Annotated in this window: 1 protein-coding gene; it reads right to left on the reverse strand. The window is 57.8% G+C overall.

Annotation, left to right across the window (positions count from 1 at the left end; all coding sequences use genetic code 11):
- Positions 1 to 8: 8 nt before the first annotated feature.
- Positions 9 to 18,278 (reverse strand): leukotoxin LktA family filamentous adhesin, encoded by an 18,270-nt coding sequence (locus H4J77_RS03940; protein ID WP_182247109.1) that lies wholly within the window; start codon positions 18,276 to 18,278, stop codon positions 9 to 11.
- Positions 18,279 to 18,413 lie beyond the last annotated feature (135 nt).

The following is an 18,413-nucleotide window of genomic DNA, read 5'->3' on the forward strand; positions in this document are numbered from 1 at the left end:
AGTTGTCATCAGATGTCCCACCGCTCCTCTTCACCGTCATTGTTGGTTGAGTCCTGCTGCCATTGCAGATTCACCGGCCCCATAACCCCCGGCACCTGCACTTGCGTGGCGGGCGCCGACGGGTAACCTGCAGCCTGATTCAGCAACTGCCCGAGCCGCAGATCCATCAGGTCAGGCGCGAGCATTGCCTGAGCGTACCGAGCCGCGGTGATGCCCTGATAATCAACCCCGCCGTCCTGATGCCCTTCGGCAAAGTTCGGGACACGGACCAGATGCGTAGCATCTCGGTGCAGTACATAGGCGTCGGTATAGGTAGATACGCCGTTCTGGAACAACCAGAACGCCTTATCAAGCTCGTACAACTGGACGTTGGCTTCCGGCCGGTAAGCCGGCGATAGGTTATCCCCAATCAGCAGCGTCTGCGGGGTACGCAAGCGCAGGTAGTCGGCGTTGCGAATATCCGCGAAATCAGCAATCGCGCCGGAGGTTTCAAAGTCGGTGTACACCATGTCCAACAGCGAGGTATTCACCGCTGAGGCCTGAAGCCTGACTAATAAACGATCACCCGCAGCCCCGCTGTTGTTCAAGCCTTCTGCCAACAATTGCAGCGTACCAGTACCCGTATGCTCGGCTGTTAGCTGAACGTCTTGGGCGTGGAGATCTGCCGACTGGCCGAGTTGAGCATCTGCCACCTCAATTGCTGAGCCAGCCCAGAGACTCATGGACGGCGCAACGACCTGTCGGAACTGAATGTTCGCCGGAGAAGCAACACCCGCACGCCAACCCGCATTGACTGTGAGGCCTGCATCAGCAACAACCTGATCACCACGGGTATCAAGCAGGCTATCGAGTAGCACCTGCCCACCCGCTAGTAAACGCTGGAAGCTGATATCCTCGTTCGCAAACCAGTCCTGATCGCCTCCGCCGACGCTCTCGTTAACCACAATCGCGCCCAGTGCCAGCAAATTCACATCCTGTTCAGCAAACAGGTTATCGAACGATAGGTGATGCCCCTCAGCATCCACGTTGCCCAATGCTGAGCTAACCGTGGTAGCGCGAATATCGCCCGTCGCGGTGAGCTGAATATTGCCGCTCAGCAACTCACCCTGATAGGGCACACCAGTAGAGATAACGCCGTTACCAACGGTAATTCCGCCATTTGCTGTCGCCAGCAGAATGTTGCCACCTGCGGTGACACTGTCATCGATATTGATGAACTCGCCAGACGTAATGCTGACATGGCGTCCGGCAGTCACATTTGCCAAGTCGACATAACCACCAACAATAAAGGTCAGATCTCTCCCCGCTTCAGCGGCACCACTTACATTGAGATCCTGACCGATACCTACGGTGAGATCGCGACCCGCTTTCAGCGAATAGGTACCACCGAAGCGCACCGTCGGCATGAACAGGCTGCCATTGGCAAGAATGGATACATCCCGCGCCGCTTCGACCAGCAGGCCCGTGATGTTGCCATCACCCTGATCTGCATCACCCGTTGCTTGCAGGAAGACATCGGCACCAAGGCTCTGAGCACGCCCAAAGTTCAGGTTGCGGCCAACCATGCGTACTTCGCCAACCGCCTCTGCGTTGCCACCGAAGACGTCACCATCGGTTTGCACCAGGATGTCGGCGCCGGAGTAGAGATGAGCCGGCACCAGCACATCGAGTGCGTCCGGGTCAGCCAGCTCGCCAAAGCGAATAGTGCCCGTGAAGCCAGGCTCGGCAGTCAGCGTCAGATTGCCGCCACTGCGGCCATTTGCGATGGTCAGATCACCCTTGGTATTCACTTTCAGGGTGGTCGCGGCCTGCACATTACCCAGCAGCGCAGACCCAGCTTGCAGCTCAACCGACTGTTGTCGACTGGTCAGCGACTGGGCGGCAAACAGCCCTTCTGATTGCAACGACAGAGCACCGGTTGTGCTGTCAACGCTGCCCAGGTTGGCAGAACCGACGTCGAACACAACATCGTTTTGAACATTTGCCTGCCCCCCCACCCAGTCACCTATGCCGGTGACCGACAAGTTGTCACCAACGTTCAAGACACCGTACTCCAGCGAGGTACCTGCCACGCCACGGTGCTGCAGCTGCGCATCACCCGTGACTTCTGCCTGGGTCAAGTTCAACAGGCCATCGACCGCAAGATTCAGGTCACCGGTTACATCCAACAACCCCAGCGAGGAACCAGTACCCAGCGACAACAGCGTATTCGAGCGCGCGTGCAGCGCATCAAGTTGCAGGTCGCCCGTGACATTGATGTCGGACAGCCCTTGCACCTCCGCTGTGCCCAACCGCGCGTTCCGTCCTACCAGCAGATCCAGTCGACCAGCGGCATTCAGCGCAGTTACATCCAGATCATTAGCAAGGTTCAGGTACATATCATCGGTGCGAGTCCAGAGCTTGTCGGCCGAGAGACTGCCGCCAACGAAGGAGAGCGTTTGATAAGCGTCCAGCAAACCTGCTGATAGCAAGCCCCCGTCGTTACCGAGCACCACCCGGCCGTTTTGGGACAGCAGCTCATCAATTCTCAACTCGTTTTGCTGCTGCAGGAAAATGTCACCCGTTATCGCTGCAACCTGGGTCAGCTTAGGCAGGTCAACCAGCAGCGGTGTAACCTCGGTGCCGATACCGAGACCGGCCTCCAGCTCAGCGATACCCGCGTGCGTGCCGCGAAGATTGACCTGTCCGTCGCCGTTAGCCAGCAGCAAGCCACCTGCCTTGACCAGAAACTGCGTCGCGGCAGTGCCCGTGTTGTCCAGCAGGCCCAGACGCATATCACCGGTAGTCGTCAACGCAAGCGTGCCGCCAGTACTGAAGCGACTGCCATCTGCCATATCCAGGCTGCTTGCGATCACAGTCAGGTTGCTACCCGCTGTTGCACTGTCGGCAAGCGATACTGCATCCAGACTGTTGATCAGCAAGTGTCCGGCGGCCTCAGCTCGCTTCAGCTCGACCTTACCTTGTGCATCTAGCTGCATATTTGCACCGGACTGCAGGTTGCTAGCGGCCAAGTCTGCCTGGCTAGAAAGACTCAATAAGCCACCTGCAACGAACTCGCCAACCGACAGCGACTTACCGCTGCTAAGCAGTGCCTCGCCACCAGCGAGCCCCGATACCTCACCTGCTGCAGTAGATTCGAGCTCGACTTCCAGCGCCCCGTTTGCACCACGGATGTCGTCCCTGGCTAACAGATGGATATTGCGCCCACTGACACTCAACTGATCGAACTGCCCAAGCAGGCTGCCATCCAGCGCATTGAGGTGGATATCGCCAACCGCAAACACCTGACCAATACGGAAGTCGCCGTTTGCCCATTGCAGTGCAACATCCTGGCCAGCAGACGCCGCCAAAAGGCGTCCGCCAACGTTGAGTGTAAGCATGCTCTGCTCACTGTCATCGGTGCCCAGGCTGCCAGTTCCGGCCAGCAGGGTCAGATCCTGACCAATCCCGAATCGACCGGTACCAGCTCCCTGTGCCGCAAGAATTCCGTCGGCAGCGGCCAGGCGCGCATTTTTTAGCGCGTTGACAACACCAACCTTGAGGTCACCAGCAGATTGCAGGTAGAGAGAGCCGCCGACATCAGCATCAAAGCGCTCGGATGCTTCCAAATAGAATGGTGAGGTACGGCTGACCGATAGACTGACCACCTCACCGCCCGCATTGCGATTCAGCACAACATCGCCTGGCGCATTAGCGACCGCGAGCGCAGCGGCCTGCTGAACGCTGAGGTTACCGTTTTTCAAATCGGCCAGACTAATTTCCAGCGCGTCGGCCAGTTGCCCCACATCACCAGCGACCTGAATACTGACATTGCGCCCGAACAAATTGGGCTCGGCTGAGCCCACGGAGGTGCCCGAAGATGGCCCAAGAGCAGTCTGGTCAATCGCATAGAGTAATTCGCCCGCTGTCCAGATTGCGTCATTGGTCAACGCCTCAACCTGCACCGCAGATGCACTGTAAGCAAACGATGCGTCGTAACTCTGGAACGCACTCTGTGTGCGCCAGTCAGCGTCGATATTGCTGGCGAAGAAAGACTCAAGCTCGGCAAAGCGCTCACTGACAAACTGTTTTACCTGCGCGTCAGTCACGCCCGAGGCTCCAAGTCTCAGCTCTGCCAGCGGTCGAATAAATGCGAGGTTCGCGTCATCAAGCACAAAGTCCGAACCAGCAACACTGCCCAGCGCTTTTAGCTGCCAGTATTCGCGGTAACTGGCGTCAACCATATTCTGGAACGGCTTGACCGAGGTGGCGTAGATATTCTCTTCGGCGCCATAGGCTTCAGTCAGACTGAGTTTTTCCCACACCGCTTGGCGCTGGGATTCGTCCAGGGTATCGGAGGCGAGACGGCGGCCAGCATCATATAGCGAGCCACTCTGAACGCGAAGCCAGACATCACCGGTTTCGGACCGGATGCTACCTACCCAACTGTCACCTTCGGTTTCATGCAGGTAGATATCGCGATTAGCGAAAGCATTGAGCACGCCGTGCTCGCTACCCCCATTGGCAGTCGCTACCTCTTTGCCGTGAACGCGCAGCGCTTTGCCGCTCTCACCGATACCGCCAGCCACACTGGAGAGCGTGATATTACGTCCACGAACGTGCGGTGTAGTTGCCGCAACAACACTACTGCCCAGCAGGTTGCCGGACGCTGATATCACAACGTCCCCGCTGCCATTACCAGCATCAACCTGTTTGATGATCACATCCGAACCAATATCCAGATTTACGCCCGCAGAACCGCTCAACACCGATAGCGTGCCGCCGGGTGCCAAACTCGCGGCGAAGGGACTACCCGCATTGCCCACTTCTCCAGCCGCCGTCATCGTCAGATGCATGCTGTAGGAGTTAGCGTCCGGCATGCCGACGATATTGCCACCGGCAGTCAATACGGTACTTCCACCCGGATTGTTGAGCCGACCACCGACATACAGATCGTTGGTCGTGGTTGCATCGATTAAACCGGTAGCGTTGCCGATAAACGCAATCTGGAACGGGTTATCTGCCTTGACCGAGTGACTGATCGTGAGCTGCGCGCTGCGCGCAAAGCGATAACCCCACTGAGCATAGTACTCACCGGCACGATCACCACTGTCGTACTGATCACTGGCTTTGAAGCTCCAGTTACAATTTGAGCCAATACCGCCATCGCAGCCGTGGTAGTTAACCCCAATGCTGTAGAAATCCCCCACTGACCCACTAATGTCTTGCTCATACACCCCCTCGGTGCCATTACCATAGAAAAGGCTGCCACTGCCCACATTCCAGGGATCATTCGGCTGCCCGGAAGGGTAGTTCCATACCCAATCACTGACATAGAAGCTATCAGCATCTCGACTCACTTCACGTTTCAGCGACGCCTGCTGACTCCACCCATAACGCACATTAGCGTCCGGGGTGTAGGTTGCGCTGCTGGCCGATGAACTGCCGACCAGATAGGCACTGCTGATCGAGCTGCCACCGTTGCGGTTATCAAATACAGACAGGCCACTACCCTGAGTATGTACATACCAACTGCTGGCGTACTGGCCATTCACCCTATCTTTGAGCGTATCAACAATCTGAACAATACCCACTGAGCCGGCACCAGTATCAATATTGCCAAGTTGTAGCTTCGCCTGAGACAAATTATTTATGGTGACCTGTCCGTAGCCATTGTTGACTTCAATACGGCCAAGCGGATTGGTACTGATAATCGCCCCTTTCATGTAAACGAACCCACCGCCCGAAGCGTTGACATCGTCGACAAGAATGCGCTGATTCACAAAATCGTACTTGGCCGCTATTGGAGCGCTGCCTGCGGAGGCAGACAGATACCCAAGCGGGATATCTACCGCTGACACACAGGTACGGGACGCGCAAGCATGGTTGGCAAGCCAGCTATCCAAGCTCGCGCTAACGGTCAGACTACGGCTGGTTGCCTGACCGCTGGAGATAGTCCCGTTAATGTCGATGTAGCGCGCCTGAATACCCACCTGACCACCAACAATCTGCTTGCTCGCAGCACTGCCGGTCAGATCAGCCGAGTCATAGCTGGCCGTGCTCTTGTTTAAAGAGCGCAGACCAATGGTCGGTATCCAGGAAGCGGCGTTATCAATGCCGCGGAACTGCAGAGCACTTCCCGTGTAAGACTGCGCTGTAGACTGCGAGCAGTTTGAGCCACTACTCAAAGACGCCGGCAGACAACCACCAAAGAGAATGTCGCTGCTACCCGACTGGCCACTGCCGCCCGCCCGAATCAGCAAGCCCGAGTTGTTAAGCACTATCCCCACCGGGCCGTATACGTAGTTCGCGATCAACTCGATAGCAGTGTTGGCCGAGCCGGTCACCCCAGCAAAACTCTTCCACTCGGATAACGGGTTGGAGCCCACAGCCCAGTAGCCATTGGGCTGGAATACCGACATCGAGCCTTCCGGTACTTCTATCAGTACCTGCTGCCCGTAGGTTGAGCCGAATTGGCCAAGAGACCCCTTGGCGTTGGAGATGTGCACCAGGCCGCCCAGGTTGTAGATATCCCCGGTAAGGAAAATAGCCGGACCATAGCTGACGTTACCGGAGTATCCCGCATAGCTGTTGTCGATACGGACTTCCGCCCGACGATCTGCGTTGACTTCATTGATCAGACCGCTGGTGAACTGGGAGCGTCCAGCACCGCCGGTAAACAGGACATGACCACCCGGTTCATCCGGAATCAGCGCATCGCCCAACAGAAGGTATTTGCTGCTGCGGTTGGTGATCTGAATCTTTGCCCCACCGTTGGCAGTCAAATTGCCGGACCCGGACAGGCTATCTGCATTGACGGTGATATTGCCACCAGCCGCCAAGAGAGAACCAAGTTCAATTGACCCGGTTGCAGTGCTGGAAATGGTGCTCAGCAGGATCTGCCTGGTAATCGGATCCATCCCCGAGTAACTATTCAGAAAGTCGGCCGGGACAAAGTTAGAAGTACTCAGTGCCGCAGTCGGCAGACCTGCGCTCTGGGTAATACTGCCATCGGCGGCAATATCGATGATCAGCTCGTTGTAGCGGCCAGCCAGGAATCGACCATCAAGCCGGGCAGAGCTGCCACGCACCTCGCTGGTGTGGCTATCACGGCTGGTAATCGGGATAAATCCGAGCTGATAACCACGCGCCTCGCCATCGGCAAGAGCTGAGGTAATTCCGTTGTAACCACCCACGGTAATATTGCGCGCAGCCAACACAGACGCGTTCTGCTCAACGATAACGCTGGCAGCGTTGTTAATATTGCTATCCGCACGCGCGTCAGGTACCGCAATGATACCCCGCACCACACTGTGAGCTACGCTATCGGCACTAATACGGGTCTGCCACAGACCCTCCGGATCACGCCCGGCGGACAGATCTATGTTGCCCAGTGCGGCTAGCGTTGCGCCATCGGCAACCGAGACTGACTGCAGACTGCTGATGTCTGCCTGCGCGTTAGCGGTACCGACCCCCGCCGCCCCCCACGTGCTGACGAGCGCCTCGATTGCCGTTGAAGACAGGGTGTAGGTACCTAGACCAATCTGGCCATAGGCACTCAGGTAGGCGTCTTCCCCTACTTTCACGGTATTGGTAAAGGTCGCGTTGTGAACGTTATTGACCCCGCCTCCGGCAATGGCGCCACCGGTGCTCAAAGTGACATCCTCGGAGGCTTCGTGACGGGTAAAGGCTCGGGCGATTAGCTTGCCGTCGTAATCGCCACCAGCGAGACCGGCAACCAGGATGGTGCGCTCCCCGATATCGACTTTGCTATCCGCTATTACATCAGACTGATTGAAAACCGCCTGACCACTGATAACGCCACCACCGGCACCGGTCGCAGCCTCACCCAGATGGCGAGTGTAAATGTTTGAGTTGGCACTCAGTAGCACATCTCGCAGGACGTACAACTCGGCGTCGTCGCTGATTCGTGCGGTGGTGCTAACCGTGACCTCGTTGTCGGAACCAGCCCCGCTGCCGCCTATGACAGCGGCATTAACCGAGTTTGCATGGGTGCCGTAAAGCGCATTGAACTTAGCGGTGAGCGCAAGACTGGAGGCAGCGATATCAACCGCCTTGCCAATGTCTGCAAGCACGGTTCCAGAGGTCCGGGTACGCGCAATAGTGGCGTTGCCTGAAATCAAACCACCGCTACCGGCAATACTTTTCGCCTGATTGATATCTTCGCCATCAGCCGATACCAACAGATCAGTGATTAAAGAAGCACCGTCACGATCATTCGCCCGATCACCGAGAATAGCCTCTGTTACAGTGGTGGAACGCGCCTCGGCGACAGAAGCTCCTACGGCAAGACCGCCCACGGCAATACCCGTCGCCTCGGCATACTGCTGAGTATGGCTTTGTGCATCGATCTCAACGCGGCCGGAGGGCAGCTTCAGGTCGGTGCCAGTAGTTGCTCGTACCGACGAACTATTGATCGCCTCGGCAACCGAGCCATTGGCAGAAAAATATAGCCCGCCAGTACCGGCCATCGAACGTGCCCTGACCGCCGCCTCGTCCGGATCAACCTCTGAGCCAGTGCGCTGATGGTCTAGCTTAGCCAAGATCTTGAGGCCACCAGTCCCTTTTACATCAACCGCATTGCCCAGCTTCGCAGTCACCTTGCTACTGCTCTGCGCCCGCGCGTAGGAAGCCCCAACGCCTGCCCCACCCGATACACTGACACCCATGGCGCTAACATCAATCTGTGGTGCGGCGCTAGCCTGCACCAACACACCATTAGCCCCGCCATCCAGAATCGTACGATCGCCTACTTCTGTAGTGACCCGCGTGCTGTCGATACCCAGCGCGGCAACTGCGGTACCGGCCAGAACCAAACCACCCGCTGCACCAACCGTTGTAACCTCTAACGCTCCGGCACCCTGAGCAGAAAGATTAATTCCGTTGGCGCTTAACTTGCTGTCAGCGGCAACGCTGACACCCACTTCGCTGTCACGCAGCCCGGTACCAATCACCAAGCCCGCCGCAACAGCGCCAAACGCCGCACCATCTGCGGTAACTGATAAGCCCAGAGAGTCTGCAGCCGAGGCGTTGAGGCTTGAGCTATAGCGTTGATCACCCGCTAGTTTGACGCTGACAATATTATTCATCTCAGCGACCGACACCGCAGCGCCGATACCTGCGCCGAACCCGGCAGCACCGGTATAACTCTCGACCTTGACTGCTGGTTCGTCTTTAAGCGCTTTGCTTTGCGCCGTCGTCAACAACGATTCGGCTATTACGGTCGCATCAACATCAGTGGTCACTCGGGCATTAGAGAGTGTGTAAGACACAGCAGCACCCACTGCAGCAGTAGCCCCCAGCTGTAGCGATCCGCTTAAGTTTCGGGTAGCGATGGAATCGATAGCACTGACCTTGACGGCACCCAGACTATCAACGCGGCCGCCCTTGATACGCGCCAGTGTTTCATGGGAGTAAGTAGTACCTGCCTTGAGCCGATCGGCACTCGAGCCAATCTGGCCGCTCTGATTAATCAGGCTCGTCTCCGCCGAGTTGCTGCGACGCTCGACCACATACTGTCCGGTGGCGCTGTCGTAAACCACGGTATCGTACTCAGTAACCTGAGTATCGCGGCTGGTAAAGCCATCAACCATCGATAGCGTACCAGTGCCATTTTGATTCAGCTCATCCAGCGGGTCGGTACCTTCAACAGCAGTGGAACCCGACCCCAACATCAGTAAGCCAACACTACCACCCAGTGCCGCACTACCGCCGACGCCTCCGGTGACGGTATACAGCTCCACATCCACGTCGCGCGCGGCGCCCACCTGGATCGCCCCGCTGGTATAAACCTGCGAATCGAGAAGCATTGCCCGGGTTGCGTTGTTGGCGACCAGTACGTTCGCACTGGCGCCAAGGGATAAGCCTCCAACTGCGGCCGAGCCTGCATTGCTCAGGGCAATCAGCTTGTCATAAGCATCAACTGTAAGGCTTGCCGCCCGATTAGCCGACGAGCCCAGGTCGAGCTTGCCAGCGCCAGCTTCGGTCACGTTCTCAACGATGAACACGTTGACCGAACCAGCCATGGCCGCTCCACCACCGCTAACGCTAATACTATTACCCAAGAGGCGAGTAAGGCTGTCCGCCTCAATACTGATTGCACCACCGCTGGTGACGCTGGTACGCCCTTCAAGGCTACCTGGCTGAGCACCAAGCCAAGCACGGACTGTGCTGCGGTTGTAGCCGACGGCGACACCCGCACCGGCGCCCACCGCACCGCCAGAGGCTGTATCCGCACTGGGAGCCAGGCTATTGATGGCGTTGGCTGTGACATCCAGGCTACCGACAGTGAGATCGCTGCCACCATCCACCAGCGCCCCGGTACTACCTTCCAGAACCAGCACCGCCGCGCTACCTGCAATACCGACAATCGCGCCGGAGGCACTAAGCACAATGTTGCTGGCCGAGTTAGTCGCGTTTGCATGTACATCCATCGCGCCCCGAGTGGTAACTTTGGCACCACGTACCCGCGCAGTAACATCTCGGCTGATAACACCGGTATCTGCGGTTACGGCAACGGCCGCAGCCCCCAGAGATAACGCCGCATTCAATACGCCGCCAAAGCTGTAACTGTGGCTCGCGGCACCAACGCTGACCTGCTGGTCTGCCGCCGCACCTGTATTACTTTGATTGATCTGCGCCTGGTCAATCGCCGCCAGGGTCGAACCACCCAGCACCTGGGTATTGCTGACACCACCGACCGAGGCACTAGCCAGTGGAACCAGCGAGACAGCGGCGCTTACGCTTACCTGCCCAGTCTGCTGCAACGAGGTGGCACGGACCGCCACGCCATTTACCAACTCGCTGCCGGTACCCAGGTCGAGCGAGGGATCAAACTGCTCAGTATCGGCCCAAGCGTCCGGATCAGGGGCGTTCTCGACCTCACCATTGTCGACCGAAACACCATCACCCAGCGCCAGAGCAGTCACCTCAGTAGCCGCATCGCGGATGGCGGCCTCGGTATCGCTCTGCAACACATTGACCGTCAGCAGGCCGGATACTGCTGCATTGCCGCTGCCGGCAACCACACCTGCGGAGGAGTTGATGATATCGCTGTTGAAGGCGGTGACCGCAACGTTGTTCTGCGCCAGTACGCCAGCACCACCATTGATCAGCGCGCGCGCGCTGGTATCCAGGATACTGGTAGAGACTCCGCCGCTGGCCGCGACCGTTCCGGAGAACCCACCAGAAACGGAAATCGTATTGATTTCGGCATCCGACTGCGCCTGAACCGCCAGATCGTTCAGTGTGAAACCACCGTCCGTATGGCGACCAGAAACCCTTGCCTCAATGTCGTTATTGATACGGTTGATCGCTGTAGCAACCCCCGCAGCAACACTGCCCGCCGCCGCGATACCACCGGAGAGAGAGTTGATACTGGAGGCGTCACGCGCCTTAACCAGCATCTGATCCGCCTCACCGCCGCTGTTCAGAACGCGTGCGTATGTGCGTGCATCAATGTTGTTACTCGTGTTGGAGAACGCCGCAGCGCCCGTACCTGCTGCGGCGCCACTGAGGGCAAGCGTATCAATATTAGCCTGGGTAAGCGCCTCAACTCGGGCATCGGCACCAGCTGCCAGCTCCAGACTGCTGTCGCTGATCCACGCCTGACGCACTTGTGTAACCGTGCTGACCGCTACCGCACCAGCACCCGCTCCAGCACCCGCTCCTTGCACGTTGCCGGCCAGGGTCTTGATATCGACCTCGCCCTTGGTGACCTCGACGTTCAGTTCGCTAGCACCCTTGATTTCACTGCCTTCGATGCTAGCCGACTCTTCGCCGTCGACCACGTTGACTGCAATCGATGCTCCGACCGCGGCTGTACCGGCCCCGCCGCCGCCCAGTGCTGCCGAGCGAATCAGCGCATCGCCGCCGCTGGCCACATTCAGCAAGCCGGTTACCGTAACCAGCGAGTCCTCGATCTTCGCCACCCGCTTGGCGAGAATAATGTTATTGACGTTGGCCGCACCAACCGCCGTTCCGCCAGCGCCATTGATCACCGCGCCCATGCCCCAGATAGTGCGCGAGCCTTCGGCAGCCGAGAGCGACAGACTGCCGACATTCGTCAATTCGCTAGCGAGAATCTCTGCACGCTCCTCACCGTCCAGGATATTAGTGGTAGTCGCTCCGTTAACGGCTACCGTACCGGCACCGCCACCAGCGACGGCGATAGAATAGATCGTCTGCTGCACGCCACTTTTCAGACCGGCATCGGTAAAGCCATCGATCAAACTAGCGCCCTCAATCAAAGCGCTGCGATCTGCCGCAATGCGGTTGACCGATGCAGCAAGCCCGACGGCAGCCGTTCCGCCACCGGTCACTGAGCCTGCCAGCGAAGCAATGGTGAGACCCGCACCGGCGCTGGCGTCCAGCGTCAGAGTCTGATCGTTGCCAAGGGCATTGACCGTACTGCCGGAGATGCTGACTTCGTCTCTGCCATTGATGTTGTTGGCAGCGAAGGAGCCGCCGACGCCAGCGGTTCCACCACCGGCAGCATCAATACCAATACTCCAGATTTCGCCGTCCAGAGCGGACACCAGGCTGGCGTCGCCGCTCAAATTGACCGTACTGTCGGTCAGCTTGGCCTCCCGTTCGGCGTCGATCAGGTTGACCGCAACGCCTGCGCCAACGCCAGCGGTACCGCCACCAGCGGCCAGGTTGAACGCCAGCGACCAGATGCTAGCGCCGAGGTTGGGCTGGCTGGCAGAAATGGACAGATTACGCGCGCTCATCAGCGCCGAAGAGAGCTCTGCCGTGGTGGTATCGGCAATACGGTTGTACGTCATTGCCGCGCCAACACCGGAGCCACTGGCAGAGACCGCACCCGATAGCGCCGCAGTAATAATACGGCTCTGCTGAGCAGCATTAAGCGTCGCGTCACCCGTTAGCTCGTAAGTACCGCCAATGACGTTAGCAGTAGCGCTCTGCTGCATGTCATTGATACTGAACGCAGCGCCCACCGCAGCGGTATTAGTGCTACCAGCGATACTCCCGGCCAGCGAATAGAAACCACCGGTTTTCAGCGCCTGAACGGTGAGATCATCTGCCTTGAGGGTCCGGCCATTCATATCCAGATCCGCGGATACCTTGCCACGGCCAATCAACGCAGTAGCCGAGCCCGCAACGGCAATATTTGAAGCAACAGCGGCGCCAATGGTGCCCGCCAACACGTCGGTTTCATTGCGCGCAATAATACCCAGATCGCCGGTCAGATCGATATCGGTATTGGCGACGCTGGCGCTGTAGTCGCTGCCGTTGTAAACCACACCAATAGCGCCGCCCACTGCCGTCTTGCCGCTAGTGCCTGCGACGCTTCCAGCGATAGCCAGCACGGCTTCACCGGCGATATCGCCACTATCAAATAGATTGCGTGTGGTGGTATCGGCAGTGCTGGAAGCTTCATCGGTATCGGTATCAATACCGTCTTCGCTGAACAGCTCATCATTGGTCTCAGCCTCCACCTCAATCTGTGAGGTAGCACTGCTGCCAGTCATGTCCAGACCTGTTTCACTTAGCGCATTATCGGCACTGGCGTCGTAATTAAAGATACTATTCAGAGCATCACTACCCGGAACACTCGCGGCGGCGACGGTGACGTTTGCGCCAGTCAGTGACGAATCTGCGTTGTCAGTCTTGTCGACGCTCGCCTTGACCTTGTTATTCATCACGACAACAAACAATGAGCCAGCGCCCGAACCACTCTGCTGGCCCGTGCTGGCAGCCACCGCCAGCGCGCCGGCTAACACGCGAGAAGCACTGTTGGCCTTGACCTCAAAACTGTCGAAATCACTAGCCGTGCTGCCCAGCCATTCGGACTCAAGCTGATTGCCCATGATAGCCAGAACCATCGAGCCGCCGGCGCTCCCGCCCTTCTCCTTGCTCACCGCGAAGGAGCCGCCACCCAGCAGTGAGCGGGAACGGTCGTAGGCATTTACAGCAATAGTGCCGGGTGCGGCACTGCGCTGCGCAACGTCGCTATCAATTACCGCAGCGCGTGTCTGGTTGTTGAACACGCCGGCAGAGCCGGACAGGGCTACCGCCACGTTGCTCTCACCACCGGCAGCGACCGACAGCCCCAACCCCATGGCAATCTGATCACCGCCGCTGGCGGCCTGTACCTTGAGCAGATCATTACTACGCAGAACGCTGTCCTGCATCAGCGCTTCGGTCACGTTGTTCAGCTGGTTGTAGGCAACCGCACCGGCTAATGCAGCGCTGTGCTGGCTCTTGTCACCACCAGACAGCGTCAGGGCGCCTGCGCCGGAACCACTGAACTGGTGGGTCTGATTGAGCGAAAGCACATTGACCTTGCTGCCATCGGCATCCCGCGGATCGAGTACGATACTGCCCAGATGGGCACGGTTCTTCTGCGCTGAAACGTTGACGCTGGCAGAGGCCGCAGCTGCCAGACTGAGGCCTTCCTTGGTGGTACCGTCACTGCCATCACTGCTGCTGTCACCGTTGAATGCAGTCTGCAGTTTTTCCCAATACTCGCCTATCTTGTCCATCGCCGCTTCACCAGTGGAAACGGCGCTGTCCTTAGCGTTTTGCACTTCACCCGTAATCAGCGCAAGACCATTGGTCAACGAAGTCTTGATCGCCTCACCCAGGCTACCAGCCTTTTCCTGCGAGCCGGAGTCAGCACCGCCACTCTGGCTGGCTGCTTCGTCCTGCTGCTCCTTTTCCTGCTCCGAGCGCGCCAGCGCTCCGGCAATCGAGAAAGCACCACTTTGCCCGGAGCTTTGTGCGCTGAGCGTAAGATCGTTGACCAGCCAGTTGCCCCGGGTGCTATCTGTCAGCCCCGTCGACAGGGAGTCAGGCCGCCAGCCGACGTTGTTGCCAACCAATGCGTAAACATCAGTGTTGACGACGTTCACTGCGACACCGGCCCCGATACCGACATTTTCGGACGCAGCGATAGCGCCAGCGGCACTCCATAAGCCGAGCTCATGATCAGCCTCGATGTTGACCGTATCGGCCGTCACATCAGTGCTGCTGTGCACCGAAGCGTGCACGGTACTGTCGACGACGCTGACGACGATCGAGCCATTGCCAGCAACACTCGCGCCCTTGCCTGCCGAGGGACTAACGCCGATGATCAACTCGTTCTGCAGGGCACCCACGTTGATGGCTTCTGCGGTCAATGCGCCACTGGCGCCGATACCAGAAACCGCCTGGTTGTCAGTAATCTGGATATTGAGACCAGCGCCAACCGCACCCCCGTCTGCACTGGTCGAGCCAAACAAGGCATCAAAGTTGCCGGAAATTGCTAACTGCTCAAGCTGATTATCCGCCACTAGCTGTAGCGGTGATGACCACTCCCAGCCCAGCGTGCGCAGCGCTTCACGCCGGGTCTCCAGTGCTGTAGTGCTGTCCAGTTCGGGCAGTATTGCCGCGAGCAGGCTGGACCAGGGCGCACCATCATTCGAGGTTGCGGTCAGGCTAACGTTATCACCGGCCCAAGCCAGGGTATCAATACGGTTTTGCAGAATCGACAAGGAGCCAGCCATGCCAAGCTTGTCAGCTTCACCCGTCGAATTCGCGTACTGGGTGGCAATTTTGCCGACGACCGCTTGAGGGCCTTCACTCAGCAGCTTGAGGTTGGCGTAGACCTGTTTCAGTGAACTCCAGCGGTCCAGCCCAAGCAGCCCGATAGGTTGCTCGAAACGAGCGCCCACACCAATGCGGCCGGCATTGACCTGGGTACCATCGCCAATGATGGCATGGGTTTGCTGATCCAGCTCGGTATAGACTGCAGCAACGCTAAGTGACACCTCTGCGCCATCGGTCGTTCCATCCTCACGCTTGGCCGAGGCATTCACGGTGCTTTCGGCGGCGTTGTGCAGATTCTTTTGCTGCTGCCATGCATTCACTACCAGGTCGCCACTAATGTCGATCATGGGCGCGGCAGTGCCACCACCCAGTACCGATCTAACACTGTGATCAGACAAGGTCACGTCCACCGCCGATGCCAGACGAAACTTGCTTTCAGTCGCGGGTGTAGAACTATCGGTATCGTCCTTGGCTTTGGGTGTAATACCAAAAAAGTCCTTGAGACTATCGCCCAAGTAATCGGTGACGGGTTTGGCGACCTGCTCATTGGCCTTCTTTTTGAGCTTGTCGAGATACCCGGGGTCGGACGCACCAGCAGAGACAGAAACGGACGTGATCTGTTTGTAGACTACGTTGGCCGCGTTAACATTCAGATTACGAGCACCGGATAAATCCGCACTGAATTCGGCGTAGGTATCACTATTGAACAGTGATACCCCGACTGCCGGCCCGCCGGTGGCACCCTCTCCGCTGGCCTTGAAGCTGACGCTGTTTTCCAGTTCCTGCTCGGTCAGGGCAAGTACGCTGACATCGCGGCCTACGGTCAAATTGACGCCATCGGCAACTACGGCGCGGGTAGTGATATCGCTCATCGCCATGCCGAAGCCAAGCCCCATGGTCTTCAGCGCATTGCCTTCGCCGTCCACACTGTTTTCCGCGGCAGCAGTAACTGAAAGACTATTGTCACTGTGCGCGACTACCGTTAGATCCTGGCCGACGTTGAGCGTGGCACCCTCGTTTATCGCCACTTCGGTCAGCCCGGAAATCTGACCGTACGCGGCATCAAAACCAAACGGAATTTTCTTGCCGAGAACCGGAATACTCCAGGTGGAGCTGGAAACATTGCGCGAAGTGGACGCCCACGCGGTCAAATCTTCAGACGTGTTGAGGTTGGCAGTGGCACCAATATCAACAACCGCATCAGCCTTGGCGATGTAGGCCGAGAGGTTCGGCACAAGCAGGGTCAGTTCGCTGAAGTTGGTGGGTGTTTCGAGGAATGCATTGGTATCTGTGGTACCAGCATACGCCTTGATCGGATCAGCCAACGTATCGAGCACGTTGGCCCAGGTTTCCGCTTCGGTCCAGCCATTATCGGATGCAAGCTGGGAGATGTCGTTCTTGAGGTCGTACTTGCTGAGCAGCATACCGAGAATATCTCGGGCGACCCCGGCACGTGCATCAGCTGTGATGGTAACGTTGCGGCCGGTGATACTACCGTCCACGTCAATCCGGGCGCCGGCTTCAGCGTACCCTGCCATCTGCCGATTAAGGCCATAGGCATCCAGAGTGACATCTCCGGCATTGGTACCGGTGGCATGGCCAGCATCCAGCTCTGCATTTTCGCCAATGATGATCTCAGCCTTGCCGAGATTGGCCGACAACCATGGATTGGCCTGACGCTCAATGCCATTCTTCAGCTCATCAAGGGTCTGCGCCTCGGCATCCTCGTCGCAGAAGGTACAACTGATATCGCTTAGTGCGTTAAGGGCAATATCGCCCGAACTACCTGCGCCGGTGGCGCGGGTGACGATACGAGCGTTGTCGGTGAGAGTAATTGAGGGCGCTTCAACGATGACATCACCGCCATCTTTGCTGTTCTGACCAGTGGTGCTGATTAGCGCATTGCCGTTGAGCTCCAGTGACTTGCGCGCGGCAACCTGCACCTGAGCACCAGAGTCATCAGCCATCAAGGCAGCCAGCTCACCAGAAATCTCAACATTATCGGTGGCGGTAATAACGATACCGCCATCAGCACGGGCAATACCGTCGCCAATAGTCAGGCCGTCCGTATTCACCGTACTGTTGAAGACAGTGCGGGCGACATCTGTGCCAGACTCCAGTCCGGCGGTTGCCTCGATCAGAACGGATGCGCCGTGCAGCTTGATCGAACCATTGGTGTTGACCATACCACTGATGACAATGGCGTTGCTGCCGTCACTTGCCAGCTCGGCGCTGGGTAGCTCACCAGCCGCCAGCTTGGCCACATAGTCGTCAGCCTGATCACCGGTCATTGCGCCATCGACTACGGCAACACGGTGAAGCTCGTCCATGGTCGCGGTATTGGGGGTAGTAACCGTTAGACTGCCTACATTCACAACGCCGGAGGCGCCGACTACAAAGCCGTGTGGGTCAGCAAAAATGATATTGCCACCAATCTTGCCGCCTTTCAGGCCATTCAGCGTGCCGTTAACCACTGCACGCGAATCATGCACGAGGTTAACCAGATTATTGGCGCCACCCGGTACGTGCAGATTAACCGTGTTACCCGTATCAACAGTGAAGTTACCGAAGGAGTTGAAGCCGGTCTGGCCACGCACCGTTGCGGTGGTGATATCAGTGTTGGCGCCGCTGACGGAGATAACGGTATTGGTCTGCCCGCCACTGCCAGTGTGCAGCGTAATATCATTGGCCAGACTCCATCCCGGCAGCAGCCCAGACGCCAACATGAGCGCCGTAAGCGGGTGCTTGGGTGAAGGGTTTCTATTGAACAACCCATTATTTTTTTTCGTTCTTATCCCTGAAGCACGCATGTCAACCTCACTGTTGAACATCAACTAATGGAGCGACAATAGCAAAGCACC

The organism is Pseudomonas sp. 5Ae-yellow, from assembly GCF_014077575.1.
GTDB classification, from domain to species: domain Bacteria; phylum Pseudomonadota; class Gammaproteobacteria; order Pseudomonadales; family Pseudomonadaceae; genus Halopseudomonas; species Halopseudomonas neustonica.

What these genes read in the sequence shown, in the direction of transcription:
- H4J77_RS03940 (WP_182247109.1), bottom strand. Translation starts at nt 18,278, where the DNA reads ATGTTGGCGTCTGGGCTGCTGCCGGGATGGAGTCTGGCCAATGATATT.